This window comes from Amycolatopsis sp. MJM2582, from assembly GCF_000754115.1.
Taxonomy (GTDB): domain Bacteria; phylum Actinomycetota; class Actinomycetes; order Mycobacteriales; family Pseudonocardiaceae; genus Amycolatopsis; species Amycolatopsis japonica.
In genome coordinates this window covers 1-17,424 of the sequence record NZ_JPLW01000010.1, presented here as the reverse complement: position 1 = coordinate 17,424, position 17,424 = coordinate 1, and the positions used below count along the sequence as shown (strand labels likewise).

Below are 17,424 nucleotides of genomic sequence, written 5' to 3'. Positions count from 1 at the left end.
AGTGTCGTTTAGGGCAGTGTGCGCGAGACGTGCGCGGCCGCGGCCTCGCCCAGCCGCGAGTGCAGCGTGAAGAACAGGTCGGCGGCCCGGATCCCGGCCCAGCCCGGCGGCAGCAGTTCGGCGGGCAGGCCCGGGTCGAGGTACGGCAGCCGCCGCCAGTCGGTCAGCACCCGGACGTAGTCGGCGAACGCTTCGGCCTCGTCCGTGGTCTTGCGCCGCTGCCACCGCCGGAGCGCGGCCGCGTGCTCGTCGACGAAGGCGGTGTACAGCGCTTCGAGCTGGTCGAGGTCCCACCACTCGCGGATCTTCTCCCGCACGTCGCCGAACGCGAGGTGCTCGGCGTGGAAGAGATCGGCGTAGCCCTCGAGTTCGAGCCGGCGGAGCATGTCGGACGTCGCGTCACGCAGATGCGAGGGCGCGATCCAGACGCCGGACGACGCGGTCCCGAAACCGAGCCGGGCCAGTTGCGTGCGCAGAACGTGCCTTTTGTGCCGTTCGGCCTCCGGGACGGAGAACACCGCGAGCAGCCAGCCGTCGCCGGGGGTGGCGCGTTCGCGGCGGAAGATCCGCTCGTCGCCTTCGCGCAGGATCGCCAGCGCGGTCTCGGAAAGCTCGTACCCGGCGGCCCCGTCGCGGCGCACCGCGGACAGGATCCCGCGCCGCTTCAACCGGGAGATCGACGACCGGACGGCCGGTTCCTCGACGTCCACAACGGCCAGCAGGTCGATCAGGGAACGGACGGAGAGCCAGCCGCCCTCGCCGCGCGAGTAGAGGCCGTACACGGTCACGATCAGCTGGCGCGGTTGCGCCGTTCGCCCCGCGCCGTCGACTTCGGTTGCCTCCGACACGGCCGTCACCCGGTCACCATACAACGGCGATGAGCTCATGTTTCGGTCGTGACCGAAGCGTTCCGCACTTAGCGTCACGGTATGGAGAATCCCCTGATCGAAGCCCCCGTTCCGCCGGTGCCCCAGGACGTCGAGCTGGGTGGCGTCCGGTGGTTGCGGGCGAACGTCGCCCGGTTCAGCCGCCCGGAGGACCACGCGCGGCGGCGAGCGCTCGTGCTCACCGAGCTGGCGCCGATGGGCTCTTTGCGGGACAAGGCTTTCACGCTCGCCAAGGCGATGCGGGACGAAGTGGAGCGGGTTCCGGTCGCCGTACTCGCCGCGGAACTCGGCCTGCCCGACGTTTCCCGCGATATCGCGACGGTTTCCGCCGCCTACCACCCGCATACGGAAATCGGGGACGACGCCGAGGAAGCCATGCGGCGGCTGGTCGAGGCCTGCGGCGGTGCCGCCGACGAGCGGACGGCCGCGCGGATCGGGCTCCTGGTGCAGGCCTGCGACGCGACGGCGAAGCTGCTCGGCAAGGCGCTGGCCGCCCATCGGCCCGGTGAGGACGCCGAAAGCCTGATCGACCGCGTGCTGCGTGAGGATCCGCCGGTTCGGATCACCCGGAGGTGGGTCGGCGGCGAGGTGGTCGAGGTGGACCTGTCGGAGCATCCGTTCGGAGCAGGGCCGAAACACTGCCCAGGGGAGGCGTCGGCGCGGCAAGTGGCCGCGGGGATTCTCGACGCCCTGCTGTGCTAAGACTTACCCCGGTCATCTGGAACTGGGGAGTCTTTCGATGCTGTATTTCAATGGTTTCTTCGGCGTTCTCACGCTCGGTCTGTGGATCTTCTGCATCGTCGACGTGATCACCACGGACGAGGGATCGTGCCGCAACATGCCGAAGGGGATGTGGCTGCTGCTGGTGCTGATCGTCCCGCTGATCGGCTCGATCGTCTGGCTGGTCGCCGGGCGTCCGCAGCACGCCGCCCGCGCGCCGCGCGGACGGTACGAACGGGAGACGCCGGCGTTCCCGGAGTACGACCGTCCGGGCCGCTTCGCCGCGACGAGCGCGGCCGACGACGAAGAGTTCCTCCGTAAGTGCCGGGAGCGCGCCGAGGAGCAGCGCCGCAAGGCCCGTGAAGGCTGAGTAGCCTCGGCGGAGAGATCGACACTGGAGGAAGAGGAATGTCCGAAGCACTCGACTGGAACAAGAACATCATCAAGGAGTTCCGCGAGAACGAGGGGAAGGTGGGCGGTCCGTTCGAGGGCGGCTCGCTGCTGCTGCTCACCACCATCGGGGCGAAGAGCGGCGAACCGCGCACGTCGCCGCTCGCGTACGCGCAGGAGGACGGCAAGTACATCGTCGCCGCGTCGTACGCCGGGGCGGACAAGAACCCGGCCTGGTACCACAACATCGTCGCGAACCCGAAGGTCACCATCGAGGTGGGCACGGAGAAGTTCGAGGCGACCGCGACCGTCGTCCTCGAAGACCGCGCCGAGCGTGACCGTCTGTACGCGAAGATGGTCAGCCTGATGCCGGGCTTCGCGGACTACGAGCAGAAGACCGACCGGGTGATCCCGATCGTCACCATCTCGCGCTGATTCGCATTCAGTCCTCTGGATGCGGTACTTGCGCGTGCAACTACCGCATTCAGAGGACGAAACGCGAGGGGTCAGCGCGCGCCGCTCGGGTCGGCCGATCGTGCGTGGGCTGAAGGCTCCCTTCACCGCGTCCGATGCGGCAAAGGGAGCCTTCACCTCGGGCGGATATTGGTCGTGAGTGGCGTTTCGGGTCAGAACCCTGTCCTCTGTACCTACCGGTCCGAAGTCCGTGAAGGCCCTCCTTGAGGGACCCGGGGTCCCTCAAGGAGGCCTTCACGGACTAGGCACACAGGCGCGCGGTGTGAGCCAAGGCGGAACTCGCGTGATCAGGGACGTGACTCGCGTGACTGGAGGCCGCACTCGCGAGTTCCGCCTTCAATCACGCGAGTTCCGGCTTCGATCACGTGAGTGCGTGCCGCGTGGTCGTGAGTGGCGTTTCGGGTTAGAACCCGAAACGCCACTCACGACCAACTGCATCGACGCGGTACTTGCGCGTGCAACTACCGCATTCAGAGGACGAAACGCGAGGGGTCAGCGTGCGCCGCTCGGGGCTTCGACGGCGTCCGGGCGCTTGAGCTCGGCTTCGGCCGCGCGCAGCGCCTTGCGCTCCTGGCGGCGCGCGATCAGCTTCTTGCCGGTGAGGATCATCGGCTGCTCCACCCAGCGGTGGATGAGGTCCGCGATCCCGAGCCCGACCGCGAACACGGTCAACGCGCTGATCATCCGGTGCTCGCCCAGCGGCGGGATCGCCGCGACCACGGCGAAGTGCACCGGGCCCTGCAGCAGGTAGAGCGAGTACGAGCGCTCACCGACGAAGCGCATCACCTTCGTCGCCAGCAGCCAGCGAAGCGGCCCCGGCGAGACCAGCACCACCAGCAACATCGCCGAGAGCAGGCCGTAGGCGATCAGCAGGCCGAGGTTGCTGCCGGTCTCCCACCACAGGCTTTCCATGTTGACGTGCAGCACGGCGAACGCGCCGAACACCGGGATCGCCGCGAGCGGATGGGTCAGCGGTTTGATCACCGCGTAGGACCGGCGGTAGTGCATCGCGATCGCCAGCACGCAGCCGATCAGCAGGATCGCGTAGTGCACGGTCGAGCGGTAGATCGGCACCTGCGGCCCGTTGAGCACCCAGCCGCTGGTGACCCCGACCAGCCCGGCCATCAGCGCGAACGCGGCGATCGCCAGCGCGAGCTTGCGCCAGGCCGCGGCCAGCCCGACGGCACCCGCGACCACCAGCAGGAACGGCCAGAACAGGTAGAACTTCTCCTCGATGCCCAGCGTCCACGAGCCGCTGAAGAAGTTGTCCGGGCCGTTCGGCTTGCTGCCGGGCAGGAACTCGTTGAAGAAGGTCAGGTAGTACTTCAGCGCGTGCGGGAAGTCGCGGGTGAAGAACTCCCCGCGCAGCCACACGAACACGATGATCCCGCCGAGGATCACCAGGTAGGGCGGCAGGATCCGGAACACCCGTCGCAGGTAGAACGCCGAAAGCGAGATCCGGCCGGTCCGGTCCTGCTCACGCAGCAGCAGCGTCGTGATCAGGAAACCGGACAGCACGAAGAAGATGTAGACACCGACCCAGCCGGACAGCCAGCTCCACTTCGGACCCGCGAAGTGGAAGAGGATCACGATGGTGGCCGCGATCGCGCGCAGCCCGTCGAGCGCGGGGAACCGACGCATGGCGAGGAACTCGTCATGGTCCAAAGTGCGCACAGTGCCCCCTAATGGCGGTATCGGCCCGGAAGTATACGGGTGCCGCCCACTGTGCCCTCGCCCCGGCTCGGGGCCTCCCACCAGCGGATTTCGGAGATCACCCAGCGTCACGCGCGGGTTCGACGTTATGGGTCAGCCGGAACCGGTTCGCCGGATCGACGGCCGCCTTGACCTCGGCGAGCCGCCGCAGATCGGCCGGGGAGTACACCTTGGCCGCTTCGTCGCCCGCGCCGCTGTCGCCATAGACGAAGGTCAGGAGCTTGCCGGTCGACTTGGGCTTCAGCGCGTCGAACAGCTTCCCGTGGGCCGCCTTGATCTCGGCCATGCCCGCGTCGTCCACGACGGACAGTGCGCGGACGGTGAAACGGGCTTCGCGGTCCCAGCCGACGCCGGGGTGCTCGGGCAGGTCGGACAGCGCGCCGCCGAGCAGGTCCAGCAGGACGACGGTCGGCACCGGGGCGCCGGGGCCGGCGTGTTCGAGGATCGCGTCGAGCATCGTGTCGTCCAGTTCGGACACGGTGGCGTTGTCGGCGCGGTAGCCGTGCGGGAACGGCGGCTCGTTCGCGATCTTCCCCGATTCGGTGAAGGGGATCTCGGCGAGCGTGTCACCCAGCACGGGGGCGGCGGCGCGCAGCGGGGCGACCAGGCGTTCGCCCTCGGCGGCATCGCCGAGGTAGGCGATGCGGATCTGCGCGACGTGCTGCCCGCGCAGCGGCTCGGGCACCATCGGCAGGTCGGGCATCGGGACCATGCCCAGCGACGACGTCATCTCGCGCGGCAGGTCCGCCGCCCAATCGCGCCAGGCGTGGAGTACGGCGGAGAGCGATTCGGTGCCGAACTGCAGGCTCCCGCCGTACAGCCGGGTGACCGGGACGAGCCGGAACTCCAGCGCGGTGACGATCCCGAAATTGTCGCGGCCGCCGCGCAGCGCCCAGAACAGGTCGCTTTCGGTGTCCGGGGTGGCGCGGCGGAGTTCGCCGTCGGCGGTGACGACCTCGATCGCGGTCACCTGGTCGGCGGCCAGCCCGTACTTGCGGCCGAGCAGGCTGAACCCGCCGCCGAGGGTGTAGCCGACGACGCCGACGCCGGGGAAGGAACCGCTCAGCGGCGCGAGCCCGTGCTTCGCGGCCGCCTCGATGACCGCACTCCAGCGCACGCCCGCGTCGACCCGTGCGACGCCGTCCTCGATCCGGATCCCGGTCATGCGGTGGGTGGTGACGAGGACGCCGCCCTCGAAGGGGACGCCCACGCCGTGCCCGGTGGAGTGGACGGCGATCGGGAGATCGTGCTCGGCCGCGTGACGGACGGCCTCGACGACGTCGGCGGCCGAAGCGGCGGGCACGATGACGTCGGGCCGGCGGGGTACCGCGGTCTGGAAACCGGCGAGTTCGTTGTCGTATTCCGGGTCGCCGGAGCGGAGCATCGTGGTCATGGGACCAGCGTGATCCCGATTCGGCCAGAAGTCCAAGATCTGGTTTGTCTGGCAACTAGAATCATCGGTTATGGAACTGCGTCAGCTCGAATACTTCGTCGCGGTCGCCGAGGAAGCGAACTTCACCCGCGCCGCCGAGCGGCTGCACGTCGCGCAGCCCGGCGTCAGTGCCCAGATCCGCCGCCTCGAACGCGAACTCGGGCAGCCGCTGCTCGACCGGTCGGCCAGGGCGGTGCGGCTGACCGAGGTCGGCGCCGCCGCGCTCCCGCACGCCAGGGCCGCGCTCGCCGCCGTCGCCGGGGTGCGGCAGGCGGTCGACGATCTCACCGGCCTGGTCCGCGGCCAGGTCGCGATGGGCATGGTGTCCTCGCGCGGCCCGGTCAACCTGCCGGATCTGCTCGCGCGTTTCCACGAGCGGCATCCGGCCGTCGACATCACGCTCGCCGAGGCGACCTCCGACGTCCTGCTCGCGGGCGTCGCCGACGGCCGGTTCGACGTCGCGCTGATCGGGGTCTCCGGCGAACCACCGCCGGGGATCGGGCTGGAGGTCGTCCTCGACGAGCCGATGGTCGCCATCTCCGGGCCGGACGATCCGCTCACCGGACAGGCCACGATCACGTTGTCGGAACTGGAAAGCCGGTCGCTGGTGAGCCTGCCGAAGGGCACCGGCATGCGCGCGATCGTCGACGCGGCGTTCCTCGCCGACGGCGTGCAGCCGCGGGTGACGCTGGAGGCGGGCGATCCGAACGTCGTCGCCGAACTGGTCGGGCGCGGGCTCGGGGTCGCCGTGGTGCCGATGTCGCTGGCGACGCATTACACGAAACTGCACGCCATGAAGATCACGCGGCCGGCCGGATTGCGCGCGAAACTGGCGCTGGCCTGGCGGACGGAGGGGCCGGTCAGCCCCGCCGCCCGCGTGTTCATCAGTCAGGCACGGGCGCTGCTCGGGTTGTGAGCCGCCCCGTTTTCAGTCGCCACAGCGAAGTCACCTCCTTCGCGTCGGCTCGTCGATGCCTCGGCCGGATGTCCTCCCTGCCCACGACTTCGAGGCCGGACCGCTCGAAGGCGCCGAGCAGGTCTTCGCGACGGCGCAGACCCAGCAGTTCGGCGAGGTCGGAGATGATCAGCCAGCCCTCCCCGCCGGGTTCGAGGTGCCGCGGCAGCCGGTCGAGGAACGCCTTCAGCATCCGGCTTCCCGGGTCGTAGACGGCGCGTTCGAGCGGGGTGTGCGCGCGGGCGGGCAGCCAGGGCGGATTGCAGACGATCAGCGGTGCGCGGCCCGGCGGGAACACGTCCGCCTCAAGGGTTTCGACCCCGTCGAAGCCGAGCCGGGCGAAGTTCTCCCGCGCGCAGGCGAGCGCGCGGGGTTCGTTGTCCGTCGCCACCACGTGTTCGACTCCCCGATGCGCGAGGACGGCGGCGAGCACACCGGTCCCGGTGCCGATGTCGAAGGCGAGTTCCTTGGTGGGCAACGGAGTTCTCGCCACCAGATCGATGTACTCGCCGCGGACGGGGGAGAAGACCCCGTGGTGCGGGTGGATCCTCGCGCCGAGCGCCGGGATCTCGACGCCCTTCACCCGCCATTCGTGCGCGCCGACGACACCGAGCAGTTCGCGCAACGAGACCAGCGACGCGGCCTCGGACGGTCCGTAGACCTCGGTGCAGGCCTCGCGGACGTCCGGTCCGCGGCGCAACGGCAGGACGTGGCCCGGATCCAGCGGGACCAGCAGCCTGCCGAGGATCCGCGCCCGGCGCGACCGCTGGTTCCGCTGGTCCCGAAAGGTTTTCCCCGCCGCCGTACCGCATCGCCGGGACAACGCGGCGAGCAGATTCCGTGCGCCGGGGAAGTCGCCGTACCAGACGAGTCCGGTGCCGGACACGGCGAGCCGGAACGCCTCGTCGGCGGTGATGCGATCGTCGACGTCGACGAGACGTTCGGGGCGTTTCGTGCCGACGGTGGTCAGCCAGCGCCGACCACCGTCCTTTGTGGACAGGGGGTTCATGGTTTCCGTTCCTGTTTTCGCCCGCGGCGAAGAGACCCCGCGGGCTCCGTGGGGTGATTTCAGGAACGGCGGTTAGTGGACCGTCGCGGCATGAACCGGTGTCGACACGTAGCCGAGTTTAGCGGAACGACGCGGCGTGATCGGCCGCCCAGACCTCGAAGTCCAGGCCCGGCCTGCCGGTGACGTCCTGGACGGTCGAGGTGACCTCGCCCGGTTTCGTCACCAGCTCCCGGAATCCGGTCAGCATCGTGTCGACGACGAAGTCCGGCATCCTGGTGAGCAGTGCGGCACGGGCTTCGTCGAGCGGGAGTTCCTCCCAGCGCGCCGGGCGGCCCGCCGCCTCCCCGATGACGCGGACCTGTTCGGCCTGCGTGAACGGCCGCGTTCCGGTGAGCGTGTACTTCGCTCCGGCGTGCCCGTCGCCGGTCAGCGCTTCGACGGCCACCGCGGCGATGTCCTTCTCGTGGATCAGCGGCATCGACGCCTCGCCGTACGCGCCGCGGACGACGCCGTCCGTGCGGATCGACGGCGCCCAGCCGAGGGTGTTGGTCGCGAACGCGTGCGGCCGCAGGAAGGTCCACTCCACGCCCGCGGCTTCGATCGCCTCTTCGACGGTGCGATGCCAGGCGCCGATGGCGTTGTCCTGCTCCGCCAGTGAATCGTCGACGGCGCCCGAAGAAAGGAACACCACACGGTTCACCCGTTCCCCGAGCAACGACACCGTCGGCACCAGGGCCTCGGCGGCGCCGGAGAGCATCAGGAACACGGTGTCGACGCCGTCGAGCGCCGGTGCGATCGTTTCCGGTTTCGCCAGATCGCCGCGGACGCCGTCCGGTGGTGGGTTCCGGCTCAGCGGCCGGACCGGGACATCCCGTTCGCGCAGCTGGGCGACCACCTGTGAACCGACGTTGCCCGTCGCACCGGCGACCAGGATCGGCTTCATGCCGCCACCGCCGAGAAGACCGGGCGGTACCGCTTGACCGACCCGCCCGACATGCCCGGGTAGGTCTGCACCTTCTTCCACGCGTCCGTCGTCCCGATGCCGTCGGCGCCGGGGGCCGCGAGCGCGGCGAGGTGGGCTTCGGCGCTGACCCATTCGGCGTAGTTCAGCACGCGGGTCCCGTCGGTGCTCACGTGGAAGTACCCCGAGATCCCGCCCTTGGGGCGCGCGGGTTCGGACGCCAGGGCTTCGAAGACGAGGTCGATCCAGTCGCGTTGCCGCCGTTCGTCGGGTCCTTCGAACTCGACCGAGACGATCACGAGGCAGCCTGGCGTTCCTTCGCCGCGGTGGCCGCGGTAGAGCTGGAACACGGGCGCGCCGTCCAGGTTCTGGATGGCGTCTTCGCTGGTCCACTGCTCGTAAGTGAAGGCGCCGTCGTGGTCGATGCCTTCGTACGCGGTGAAGGAAATGAGCCCGTCGTGGCTCTTGTACGCCGCCCGTGCCGCGTCGGCGTCCGGCCATTCCCGAGCCACGACGACGTCGCGTCATCGGGTGTCGGCCAATGTCCTTTGTGGATGGTCATTTCGGAGGTCCCCTGTACTGTCATGCCTCCAGCATGAAACTTAAACAAGGGTTCAAGTCAAGCTAGGATCACGGGCATGTCCGAACTCCCCATCGGGGGCTGTCGCGGCGCAGAGCACACTTCGCCTCGTCGCGTTCATCCGCGCGTCGCACCATCTCGGCATCCCGCTCGAGGTGATCGGCGGCGTGCTCGACTTCCTGCCCGAGGGCGCCGCGCCGGATCACGCGTTCTGGCGGCGGGCATCCGCTTGCTGGAGCGCCGAGCTGAACAAACGCATCGAGCAGCTGGAGTGCATGCGGGACCGGTTCACCGAATGCATCGGCTGCGGCTGCCTGTCCTTCGATCAGTGCGTGCTGGTGAACCCCGGCGACTTCCTCGCCGCCAAGGGGCCCGGCCCGGCGCGGCTGATCACCGACTGAGCACGGCCAGTTTTCGTTCCAGCAGCCGTCGTTCGGCGCTGTTCCCCGCCTGCCGGATCGCCTCTTCGTACTCCTGGGCGGCTTCGGTCGTCCGGCCCGCGCGATGCAGCAGATCGGCGCGGATGGCGTGATAGAGGTGGTATCCCTCCAGGTCGAGGGCGTCGATCACGTCGAGCGCCTTCTCCGGGCCGCGTACCTCGGCGACCGCGACGGCCCGGTTGAGCGCCACGATCGGCGTCGGATTCATCGCGAGCAGCAGGTCGTACAGCTCGACGACCTGCGCCCAGTCGGTGCTCGCCGTGTCGGCGGCGTCGCTGTGGACGGCGTTGATCGCCGCCTGGATCTGGTACGGCCCCGGCTGGTTCCGGCGCAGGCAGGCGCGGACCAGCGTCTGTCCTTCGGCGATGAGCGCCCGGTCCCAGCGTGACCGGTCCTGCTCCGCCAGCAGCACGACCTCGCCGTCTTCACCGGTCCGGGCGGCGCGGCGCGATTCGGTGAGCAGCATCAGCGCCAGCAGCCCGGTGGCCTCCGGTTCGTCGGGCATGAGGCCGGCCAGCAGCCTGCCGAGCTGGATCGCCTCGGCGCACAGGTCCTCGCGCACCAGCCGCTCACCGGAACTGGCCGCGTAGCCCTCGTTGAACACGAGGTAGATCACGGCGAGCACCGAACGCAGCCGGTCCGGCAGGTCGGCGTCGCCGGGGACGCGATACGGGATCTTCGCGTCGCGGATCTTGCCCTTCGCACGCACCAGCCGCTGGGCCATCGTCGTCTCGGGGACGAAGAACGCGTGCGCGATTTCGGCGGTGGTCAAGCCGCCCAGCAGTTTCAGCGTCAGCGCGACCTGCGCGGGGACGGCCAGCGCGGGGTGACAGCAGGTGAAGATCAGCCGTAGGCGGTCGTCGCGCACCGGGCCCTCCTCCACTGGTTCACTGTCCGCGTTGAGCAGCGCGGCCTGGGCGTGCTTGTCGTCGCGCGCGGCTTCCCGGCGCAGCCGGTCGACGGCCTTGTTGCGGGCGGTCGTGATGATCCAGCCCGCCGGGCTCGGCGGTGGACCGCTGGACGGCCACCGGTCCACCGCCTCGGCGAAGGCGTCCTGGACCGCGTCTTCGGCGATGTCGATGCTGCCGAAGACGCGGACCAGCACGGATACCGCGCGGCCGTACTCCTGTGCGAAGACGCGGCCGATGTCTTCGGAGGTCAGGGGACGCACGAAGGGTCTTCCACACCCTGGAACGGCCGGACCTCGACCGGGAGATAGGTGATCTCGGCGACCCGGCGGCCCCAGTCGAGCGCGGCGTCCAGATCCGGCACCTCGACGATGGTGAAACCGCCCAGATGTTCCTTGCCTTCCAGGTACGGGCCGTCGATCGTCGCGATCTGCCCGTTCTCCGTCGCCCGCAGCACGGTCGCCGTGGTCGGCGGGTGCAGACCGGCGGCGAACACCCACACCCCGGCGGACTTCATCTCGTCGTTGAGCGCCTGGATCTTGCGCATCACCGGCTCGAGGAACTCCGGCGGCGGGAGAGGGCCGTCGGGGTGATAGAGGCTGATCAGGTACTGGGTCATGGCGTCCTCCTCGTTCGTGCGGTCTTTCACTCCCTATACGAAGGGCGACCCGCCGATTCGACAGCGACGGCGATCTTTCCGGTTTTTTTCTTTCCCCGCATTTCGTCGCAGGTCAGGCGGGCAGCCGGCAGCCGGGGCGGGACAGGTCGAGCCGTGAACCCTTGCTCAGGCAGGCGGAGATCCGGTGGACCTGCTGGCCGTAGCCGCGGCCCTTCACCGCGGTCACGGTCCCGTCCCGGCCGACCTCGCACGGGTTGCCCTCGGTGCATCGCTCACCGTCCCGGCTGTGGGTGTTGTTGATACCCATCACCGTATTCGTGTCGAGGGTCAAAAGCGCCGCGCCGGAGCGGCCGGGCCTGCTCACGCAGGTGTCGCTCTGGGTGTAGCGGACCGCGTCGTCCTGCTGGTACCCCGCCTCACGCAGGTGCGGCACCACCGCCTCGATCGTGCATCGCGGGCGGCCGCTGGCGTAGGACATGAGCAGCCGGTCCCCGGCGCGCATCGGGCTGGTGGCCAGCCGGAAGACCTTCGCGCCCTCCCTGGCCAGCTGGGCGTAGGTCTTGTCGAGCCGGTACAGGGCGACGTCGGTGCCGGTCATCGTCGCGTACACCAATCGGGTGGCGCGGGCACTGGCCTTCGGGTAACCGTCCCGGCCGGCGATGGTGACCGGGCGGGGCAGGTCGGCGGGCCGGTCGACCAGGGCCTTCCCCGGTGCGGGCCGTCCGCTCGGCACGCAGTGGCCGTTGGTCAGCACCAGCGCCGGATCGTGGGGACGGGCGGAGGCGGCACGCACCACCGCGCCGTTGCAGTCGCCCACCGCGGCCGTGCCCTCCACGTCCGGGCCGGGGTCGTCCGGCGGGACGTCGGTGCCGGTCACGATGCCGTTGATCCAGGCCGAGTTCTTCGCGACGTCGGTGTACATGTCGGGGAAGTCGGCGCCCCGGATACCCGGTCCGATGACCGTTCCCGCCAGCGCCCAGCCGTCGCCCGAACGGACCAGGGCGGGACCGCCGGAATCCGTCATCCCCGGTCCGACCGGGGGATCGGTGCGGCCGACGCACAACGGCAGGGTGTGCCCGTCGTCGTCCCAGCAGCGGTCGAGCGGCACGACCTCGGTGTCAGCTTCACGCAGCTTGCTCGGGTAGCACTTCGGGTCGGCGAAGTCGCCGCAGCCGGTCGACGCCGCGCCCCAGCCGAGGATGCGGACGGGGGTTCCCACGGCGGGACTGCTCCCGGCGAGCCGGATGGGCTTGGCTCGCACGGGATCGCGCAGGTGCAGCAGCGCGATGTCCTCACCGGGCGGGTTGTAGGAGAGGTGGCGACGGTAGAACTTGTCGACGTCGGTGATCTCACCCCCGGCGGTGGTGTCCAGCGAGCCGACGCGGACCTTCCAGCCGCGGGGGACGCCCGCTGTCGCGCCGTTCGGGGTGTTGGCGCAATGGCCGGCGGTGACCGCCCACTGCGGGGCGATGAGCACCGCCCCGCACCGATGTCCGTCCGAGCGGGGAGCCTCGTACTGAAGCGAGACCATGAAGTCGTAGGGCGTGGTGGACTCGGTGCCGCCGATGACGGCCGCCGCGGGGGTGGCGGTCGCCGTCATCAGGATCAGCGCGAGCGCGAGGGATCGAATTCGCATGCGGATCACGCTGGCCGGTCCGTGTCCGCGGAACTCGATGAGCACGTAACAGTTCCGTGCGCGGTCTGACTGGTACTGCCGGACCCAGGCTGAACAGACCGTGCCATCTCCGCGCGCGGCCCGGTTTTCTGGACTTGTCACCCCGAGTCCACTTAGGAGAAACAGAAATGACGAACTCCCCGGCACCGCACGCGAACAGGGTCGCCGTCGTCACCGGAGCGTCCAGCGGGATCGGCGAAGCGGCCGCCCGGCGGCTGGCCGCGTCCGGTGCGGCTGTCGCACTCGTCGCCCGCCGGGCCGACCGGCTCGAAACCCTCGCCAAGGAGATCGAGCGCGACGGCGGCACCGCGCTCGTACTCGCGGCCGACGTCGCCGACGCCGACGCGATGCGGGCCGCCGCGGCCGAGGTCGAAGCGAAACTGGGCCGCGCGGATCTGCTGTTCAACAACGCCGGCGTGATGCTGGCCGCGCCGATCGACGAACTCGCCACCGGCGACTGGCAGCGCATGATCGACGTCAACATGACGGGTCTTATGAACGCCATCGGCGCCTTCGTCCCGCAGCTGGTCGCCTCGGCAGCCGAGAAGGGCGTCGCGGACCTGGTGAACACCTCGTCCATCGGCGCGCAGGCCGTCTTCCCCTCCTTCGCCGTGTACGTCGCTTCGAAGGCCTACGTGACGCACCTGTCGAAGAACCTTCGCGCCGACCTCGGTCCGAAGGGGGTGCGGGTCGCGGCGATCGAGCCGGGCCTGGTCGAGACCGAACTGCAGGGGCACGTCACCGACGCCGGTGCCCTGGAGTGGCTGGACGGCGCGCGCGAAACGCTGACCTGGCTGAAGCCGGAGGACATCGCCGAGACCGTGGCGTTCCTGACCTCGCTCCCGGCGCGGGTGAACCTCCAGCAGGTCACCGTGATGCCCACCGCGCAGGTCTGAGCCGGTTTCAGGGGAACAGGATCCGGGCGATCGCGCGGGCGGCGGTGTCCGGATCCTCCTGGAGCTCGGCGCGCAGCGCGCCGGTGAGCCACAGGTTCGCGAACCCGTGCATCAACGACCACGCGGCGACCCCCGCCATCGCGTCGTCGCTGACCGACGACGCGCCGCTGGTGAGCAGGGTCCCCGCGCGGTCACGGGCCGCAGTCAGCGCCTCGTCGTCCTCGCGGTGGAGCTCGGGGCGGAACATCACCTCGAAATGCGCGCGATGCTCGATCGCGAAGCGCACGTACGCCACCCCGACCTCGACGAAGTCCCGGTCGCCCTCGGCCGCGAGCGCTTCCGCGAGCAGGTCGAACCCCTCGGCGGCCAGCGCGGTGAGCACCCCGGCCTTGTCGCCGAAATGGTGCACCGGCCCGGCGTGCGAGACCCCCGCGCGCCGGGCGAGGTCGCGGAGGCTGATCCCCGCCGGGCCGTGTTCGGTGATGGCCGCGACGGCGGCGTCGAGCACGGCCCGGCGGAGGTCGCCGTGGTGGTAGGGACTCATGACGACGAATCTAGTCATTGACAAGATGGGCCGCAAGAGCGCATCTTGTCAGTGGAAAGATTCACTGTTGCTTCGGAGGCATGGTCATGGATCCCGGTCTCGTACCCGTACTGATGCTGATCGCCGTCACGGCGACGTTGTCCCTGCTGGGCGTCTTCGGCGTCCAGCGGCTGAAACCCTGGCCGGTGGCCGTGCGCGGCGGTGTCGCGGCACTGTTCGTCACCACCGGTCTCGCGCATTTCATCGGCATGCGCGAGGAACTCGTCGCGATGGTGCCGCCCGCGCTGCCCGCGCCGGGGCTGCTGGTCACCGTCACCGGCGTCCTCGAACTCGCGGGCGCCGCGGGAATGCTGTGGTCGCGCACGGCGCCTTGGGCGTCCGCCGGGCTGACGCTGTTGCTGCTGGGGATGTTCCCGGCGAACGTGTACAAGGCGCTGCACGGTCCGGTGACCTCGACGATGGACGAACTGGTGCCGCGGAGCCTGATGCAGGTGGTCTTCCTGGCCGCGGCGGTTTCGCTGGTGGTGCATTACGCGCGCATACGCCGGACAGACCCTTTTCCCAAAGGAGACCTTAAGTCTTTCCCAAGTTCGGGGTCCGGTGCCGAGAACGGCCCTACCCTCTGAGAATGAAGATCTCATTGTGGATCGGATTCTGTGGGCTGTGCATCCTCGCCGGGCACATGCTTCTCGGTGCTGTCGGTGTCGTACTGCTGATGAGCTGCCTCCCGGCGGGGCGCGAACACGAATCCGGTGACCGGAAAGCGCCCGCGCGGCTGGCCTGAACTCAGCCCAGCGCGCTGGCGAAGGCGAGGCCGCCCAGCACCGGAACGGCGATCGCCGCGAGCAATACCGTCCGCCGGCTCGGTTTGGGACTTTCCAGTAATGCGCGGACACCGGCCGGAACCAACGCGAGACAAAGTCCGGCGGTGCCGATGATCGACACCATTTCGGTGCCCTTCAAAACCCCGAGCGGCAGAAGTCCCATCGTCGCCATCCCGATCGACCCGGCGACACCGAGCACTTTCGCCCGATAGGCGGCGAACGCGAGTACGTACCAGCCGAACATGATCGTGAACGACAGAAAACTGAACAGATGCAGATCCTGGTACGACTCGCTGACCACACCCTCGGTGAATCCGGCGCCGCGCCGTTCGGCAAGGCTGAGGGCGGCTTGGTCGATCCCGGCGTGGAAGGTCCGCTCGAAGAGTCCGAAAAGGACGAACAGACCACCCCAAGCGGCCAACGCGGGCTTGGTACGGCCGATCTTGGTGGCGATGGCGACCATCGCGGGCCACAGCATGACGTTGCCCGCCAGGAAACACGTGTACGCGGCGGTCATCAGCGCGGGATGCTCGCTCATCGCTTTCAGCTGGTCGGGGAAGAAGAAGTTGAAGCGTGACCGCAGTAGCGTTCCGGTGAGCAGCAGGAGCGGGCCGAGGATCATCGAGACCGCGGCTATGCGGCGGCCGGGGAAGACGTGGTCGGTTTCCATGCTGTGAGCGTGCCGATCGCGGTGGGTGGGCGGATCGGGTCAGGGGCCGATTTCGCGAGTCAGACCGTGGGTGGAGTTTTCGTGTGGGTGCTGTGGTGTGGCTGTCGCCGTTTTCCGGCGACAGGCTCAGACAGAGAGACCGGTCGGCGGCAGCTTCGGCCCGGTCGGGCCCGTTACCGGTTTTGGTTATGGGTCGGAACGGGGAGACTGTCAGTGGCAGTTTTGTGGCTGAGTCCGGCCCGCCTGTCGCCGATTTCCGGCGACGGGCTCAGAACGGTGGCGGTTCGTCGGCCGCCGGGCGAGGTTCATGGAGAGGCGGGGGTGTGCTGTCGTACCGCTGCCCGGTGGGCGTAGTGATCGTGAGAGTGCCATCGGATGCGAGCTTATAGATCCAGCCGGTTTCGTCTTTCAATCGGTGGTCGCGGCGGCAGAGGTCGATGAGGTCGGTGTCGGTGGTGTGCCCGCCGTGCTGCCACGGCACCGCATGATCGATGTCGCACGCCTGCGCCGGGCGGTGACAGCCGGGTCTTCGGCACTCCCGGTCCCGCACCCGCACGAACTCGGCCAAACCTACGGTCGGCCGGTACCGGTCCCGGCCCAGATCGAGCACTTGCCCGGACAGCGGATCGGTGATGATCCGCCGCAACACACTGTTCCCACCCGTGGCGATCTCCCGAGCCAGCGCGGCGGGAATCGTGCCGTGTCCGGCCAGCTCCGCCGGATCCTCGTTCAGGCCGAGATAGGTGAACAAATCCATATAGAGAAACACTTCGCTGCGCTCACTCGTGCCGCCTTGGCCGCCGAGCAGCAGATCGAGCGCGACATCCGCCCGCAACTGGTCGAGAGTGCGGGGTTCCTCCTTGATCTTGAGAGCCCGCGCCTCGCGATCGATCCGCTGATACGCGGCAGCGACCTTCTCCACCGGACCATCCTCGACCTCGATCGACGCCACCCCCGTCTCACCGTGCCGCATCGTGAGGCGACGGCCTTCACGGTGCTGCTCGGCCCGTTTACCGGCACCTTCGGGATCGATCGTGTTCGCCGCATGGTTCGCGGCTTTCCGCACCTGATCCGGGTTCTTGTCCCCGATCCGGTCCTCCAGCACGGCGTCGACCGCACGAGCGTCCTCATCCGACAGCCAGACGGTGGCCGTGGCGACCTTCATCGCACTGAACCCGGCCAGCTTCCCCTCATCCATCAAACTCAGCGTGCGGGGCAGGCGGGTGGCTAGCGCGTCCGCGGCGACGACCAGCGCACCCGCATGATTGTCCACAAGGGACAACTCAAGCGCGACCTCCTGCGCCACACTCCGCGCACCCTCACGATGACGGTTCAACTGCGCGAGCGCCCGAAACCGGACCGCTTCCAGGCGCACGATCCCGGCCGAGGCGGCTTGCGCCAACGCGACAGAATCCTTGTCGTCCAACAGATTCGCGGCATCGTTCACCGCGGCCAGCACCTCGGGATCGGTGAGGCTTTCCAAGAGCGCCACAGGCGCGGAATGAGTATCCACCCCACAAACCTACGACCCACCACCGACAATTCCCGGCCCCACGAACGGCAGACGCATTGCCGATTTTCGGCAACGATAGAACTGTCGATGTCGCCGATTCCCGGAAACCCCACCATCCGGTGCACAGGCCGAAGTCTGGACATCGGACAGCGGCGTTCCCCGCTCAGCTACCGTCGAGTGCCACCGTGGCATCCCTGATCGGCAGCGGGAAGTC

19 protein-coding genes and 1 pseudogene are annotated in these 17,424 nt (G+C 69.1%); 8 read left to right on the top strand and 12 right to left on the bottom strand.

Translation table 11 applies throughout. From position 1 onward, the window contains the following. Nucleotides 1-8: 8 nt before the first annotated feature. Nucleotides 9-857, bottom strand: a complete 849-nt coding sequence (locus ED92_RS39805) for a PaaX family transcriptional regulator C-terminal domain-containing protein (RefSeq protein ID WP_037347918.1) — start codon at nucleotides 855-857, stop codon at nucleotides 9-11. A 72-nt stretch (nucleotides 858-929) separates the two neighbouring features. Here ED92_RS39805 and ED92_RS39800 point away from each other — a divergent pair, with 72 nt between their 5' ends. From ED92_RS39800 to ED92_RS39790, 3 genes are read left to right on the top strand one after another with little or no spacing between them, the layout of a single operon-like run. After that, the gene (locus ED92_RS39800) at nucleotides 930-1,589 is read left to right on the top strand and encodes an oxidoreductase (RefSeq protein ID WP_052121312.1); all 660 of its coding nucleotides are present in this window, start codon (nucleotides 930-932) and stop codon (nucleotides 1,587-1,589) included. 37 nt (nucleotides 1,590-1,626) lie between these two features. Further along, nucleotides 1,627-1,977, top strand: coding sequence for a PLDc N-terminal domain-containing protein (locus ED92_RS39795; RefSeq protein ID WP_016337426.1), 351 nt, complete (start codon nucleotides 1,627-1,629; stop codon nucleotides 1,975-1,977). Between the two features lie 38 nt (nucleotides 1,978-2,015). Then, on the top strand, nucleotides 2,016-2,432 hold the full coding sequence (locus ED92_RS39790; protein WP_037347915.1) for a nitroreductase family deazaflavin-dependent oxidoreductase: 417 nt from the start codon (nucleotides 2,016-2,018) through the stop codon (nucleotides 2,430-2,432). Nucleotides 2,433-2,963: 531 nt separating this feature from the next. On the opposite strand, the gene ED92_RS39785 is transcribed toward ED92_RS39790, so the two are convergent. Together ED92_RS39785 and ED92_RS39780 are read right to left on the bottom strand one after the other, a co-directional pair. After that, nucleotides 2,964-4,145, bottom strand: coding sequence for an acyltransferase (locus ED92_RS39785; RefSeq protein WP_037347913.1), 1,182 nt, complete (start codon nucleotides 4,143-4,145; stop codon nucleotides 2,964-2,966). A gap of 97 nt (nucleotides 4,146-4,242) precedes the next feature. Then, nucleotides 4,243-5,577 (bottom strand): FAD-binding oxidoreductase, encoded by a 1,335-nt coding sequence (locus ED92_RS39780; RefSeq protein WP_037347911.1) that lies wholly within the window; start codon nucleotides 5,575-5,577, stop codon nucleotides 4,243-4,245. Nucleotides 5,578-5,647: 70 nt separating this feature from the next. Between ED92_RS39780 and ED92_RS39775 the strand changes: the two genes are divergently transcribed. Then, entirely contained in the window at nucleotides 5,648-6,532 is an 885-nt protein-coding gene (locus ED92_RS39775; RefSeq protein ID WP_037347908.1) for a LysR family transcriptional regulator, read from the top strand. On the opposite strand, the gene ED92_RS39770 is transcribed toward ED92_RS39775, so the two are convergent. The 3 genes from ED92_RS39770 to ED92_RS39760 form a co-directional block, all read right to left on the bottom strand. Next, a complete protein-coding gene (locus ED92_RS39770) occupies nucleotides 6,501-7,580 on the bottom strand; it encodes a class I SAM-dependent methyltransferase (RefSeq protein WP_037347907.1) in 1,080 nt (359 codons plus the stop codon). The two genes, ED92_RS39775 and ED92_RS39770, sit on opposite strands and share 32 nt — an antisense overlap. Nucleotides 7,581-7,698: 118 nt before the next feature. Then, the gene (locus ED92_RS39765; protein WP_037347905.1) at nucleotides 7,699-8,523 is read right to left on the bottom strand and encodes an NAD(P)H-binding protein; all 825 of its coding nucleotides are present in this window, start codon (nucleotides 8,521-8,523) and stop codon (nucleotides 7,699-7,701) included. Next, entirely contained in the window at nucleotides 8,520-9,053 is a 534-nt protein-coding gene (locus ED92_RS39760; RefSeq protein ID WP_235213514.1) for an antibiotic biosynthesis monooxygenase, read from the bottom strand. Before ED92_RS39760 ends, ED92_RS39765 begins: the two co-directional genes overlap by 4 nt. A gap of 184 nt (nucleotides 9,054-9,237) precedes the next feature. On the opposite strand from ED92_RS39760, the pseudogene ED92_RS39755 reads away from it, so the two are divergent. Then, nucleotides 9,238-9,522: pseudogene (locus ED92_RS39755) on the top strand (MerR family DNA-binding protein); the annotation flags it as partial. Here the strand turns inward: ED92_RS39755 and ED92_RS39750 are convergent. The 3 genes from ED92_RS39750 to ED92_RS39740 all read right to left on the bottom strand — a co-directional run bounded on the left by ED92_RS39750 (nucleotide 9,512) and on the right by ED92_RS39740 (nucleotide 12,724). Beyond that, a complete protein-coding gene (locus tag ED92_RS39750; protein WP_037347904.1) occupies nucleotides 9,512-10,732 on the bottom strand; it encodes an RNA polymerase sigma factor in 1,221 nt (406 codons plus the stop codon). The pseudogene ED92_RS39755 and the gene ED92_RS39750 overlap by 11 nt on opposite strands. Continuing rightward, the gene (locus tag ED92_RS39745; protein WP_037348084.1) at nucleotides 10,720-11,088 is read right to left on the bottom strand and encodes a YciI family protein; all 369 of its coding nucleotides are present in this window, start codon (nucleotides 11,086-11,088) and stop codon (nucleotides 10,720-10,722) included. Before ED92_RS39745 ends, ED92_RS39750 begins: the two co-directional genes overlap by 13 nt. Nucleotides 11,089-11,200: 112 nt before the next feature. Next, on the bottom strand, nucleotides 11,201-12,724 hold the full coding sequence (locus tag ED92_RS39740; protein ID WP_037348081.1) for a trypsin-like serine protease: 1,524 nt from the start codon (nucleotides 12,722-12,724) through the stop codon (nucleotides 11,201-11,203). A gap of 167 nt (nucleotides 12,725-12,891) precedes the next feature. Here ED92_RS39740 and ED92_RS39735 point away from each other — a divergent pair, with 167 nt between their 5' ends. Further along, nucleotides 12,892-13,659 carry an SDR family oxidoreductase gene (locus tag ED92_RS39735; protein WP_037347902.1) on the top strand — a complete coding sequence of 256 codons (768 nt, stop codon included), beginning with the start codon at nucleotides 12,892-12,894 and terminating at the stop codon, nucleotides 13,657-13,659. 7 nt (nucleotides 13,660-13,666) lie between these two features. On the opposite strand, the gene ED92_RS39730 is transcribed toward ED92_RS39735, so the two are convergent. Then, nucleotides 13,667-14,203 carry a TetR/AcrR family transcriptional regulator gene (locus ED92_RS39730; RefSeq protein WP_037347900.1) on the bottom strand — a complete coding sequence of 179 codons (537 nt, stop codon included), beginning with the start codon at nucleotides 14,201-14,203 and terminating at the stop codon, nucleotides 13,667-13,669. Between the two features lie 86 nt (nucleotides 14,204-14,289). Between ED92_RS39730 and ED92_RS39725 the strand changes: the two genes are divergently transcribed. After that, nucleotides 14,290-14,829, top strand: coding sequence for a DoxX family protein (locus tag ED92_RS39725; RefSeq protein ID WP_037348078.1), 540 nt, complete (start codon nucleotides 14,290-14,292; stop codon nucleotides 14,827-14,829). A gap of 2 nt (nucleotides 14,830-14,831) precedes the next feature. Beyond that, on the top strand, nucleotides 14,832-14,987 hold the full coding sequence (locus ED92_RS42860) for a hypothetical protein (protein ID WP_158073286.1): 156 nt from the start codon (nucleotides 14,832-14,834) through the stop codon (nucleotides 14,985-14,987). A 2-nt stretch (nucleotides 14,988-14,989) separates the two neighbouring features. Here ED92_RS42860 and ED92_RS39720 read toward each other — a convergent pair whose 3' ends face one another. Next, a complete protein-coding gene (locus tag ED92_RS39720; RefSeq protein ID WP_037347899.1) occupies nucleotides 14,990-15,697 on the bottom strand; it encodes a hypothetical protein in 708 nt (235 codons plus the stop codon). Between the two features lie 268 nt (nucleotides 15,698-15,965). Continuing rightward, complete coding sequence (locus tag ED92_RS39715) at nucleotides 15,966-17,189, bottom strand: HNH endonuclease signature motif containing protein (RefSeq protein WP_037347898.1); 1,224 nt, start codon at nucleotides 17,187-17,189, stop codon at nucleotides 15,966-15,968. Nucleotides 17,190-17,424: the final 235 nt, after the last annotated feature.

Coding starts and splice junctions, on each gene's coding strand:
- ED92_RS39795 (WP_016337426.1), top strand. CDS start 1,627: ATGCTGTATTTCAATGGTTTCTTCGGCGTTCTCACGCTCGGTCTGTGG.
- ED92_RS39765 (WP_037347905.1), bottom strand. CDS start 8,523: ATGAAGCCGATCCTGGTCGCCGGTGCGACGGGCAACGTCGGTTCACAG.
- ED92_RS39770 (WP_037347907.1), bottom strand. CDS start 7,580: ATGAACCCCCTGTCCACAAAGGACGGTGGTCGGCGCTGGCTGACCACC.
- ED92_RS39725 (WP_037348078.1), top strand. CDS start 14,290: ATGGATCCCGGTCTCGTACCCGTACTGATGCTGATCGCCGTCACGGCG.
- ED92_RS39780 (WP_037347911.1), bottom strand. CDS start 5,577: ATGACCACGATGCTCCGCTCCGGCGACCCGGAATACGACAACGAACTC.
- ED92_RS39800 (WP_052121312.1), top strand. CDS start 930: ATGGAGAATCCCCTGATCGAAGCCCCCGTTCCGCCGGTGCCCCAGGAC.
- ED92_RS39745 (WP_037348084.1), bottom strand. CDS start 11,088: ATGACCCAGTACCTGATCAGCCTCTATCACCCCGACGGCCCTCTCCCG.
- ED92_RS39730 (WP_037347900.1), bottom strand. CDS start 14,203: ATGAGTCCCTACCACCACGGCGACCTCCGCCGGGCCGTGCTCGACGCC.
- ED92_RS39775 (WP_037347908.1), top strand. CDS start 5,648: ATGGAACTGCGTCAGCTCGAATACTTCGTCGCGGTCGCCGAGGAAGCG.
- ED92_RS42860 (WP_158073286.1), top strand. CDS start 14,832: ATGAAGATCTCATTGTGGATCGGATTCTGTGGGCTGTGCATCCTCGCC.
- ED92_RS39740 (WP_037348081.1), bottom strand. CDS start 12,724: ATGCGAATTCGATCCCTCGCGCTCGCGCTGATCCTGATGACGGCGACC.
- ED92_RS39735 (WP_037347902.1), top strand. CDS start 12,892: ATGACGAACTCCCCGGCACCGCACGCGAACAGGGTCGCCGTCGTCACC.
- ED92_RS39790 (WP_037347915.1), top strand. CDS start 2,016: ATGTCCGAAGCACTCGACTGGAACAAGAACATCATCAAGGAGTTCCGC.
- ED92_RS39720 (WP_037347899.1), bottom strand. CDS start 15,697: ATGGAAACCGACCACGTCTTCCCCGGCCGCCGCATAGCCGCGGTCTCG.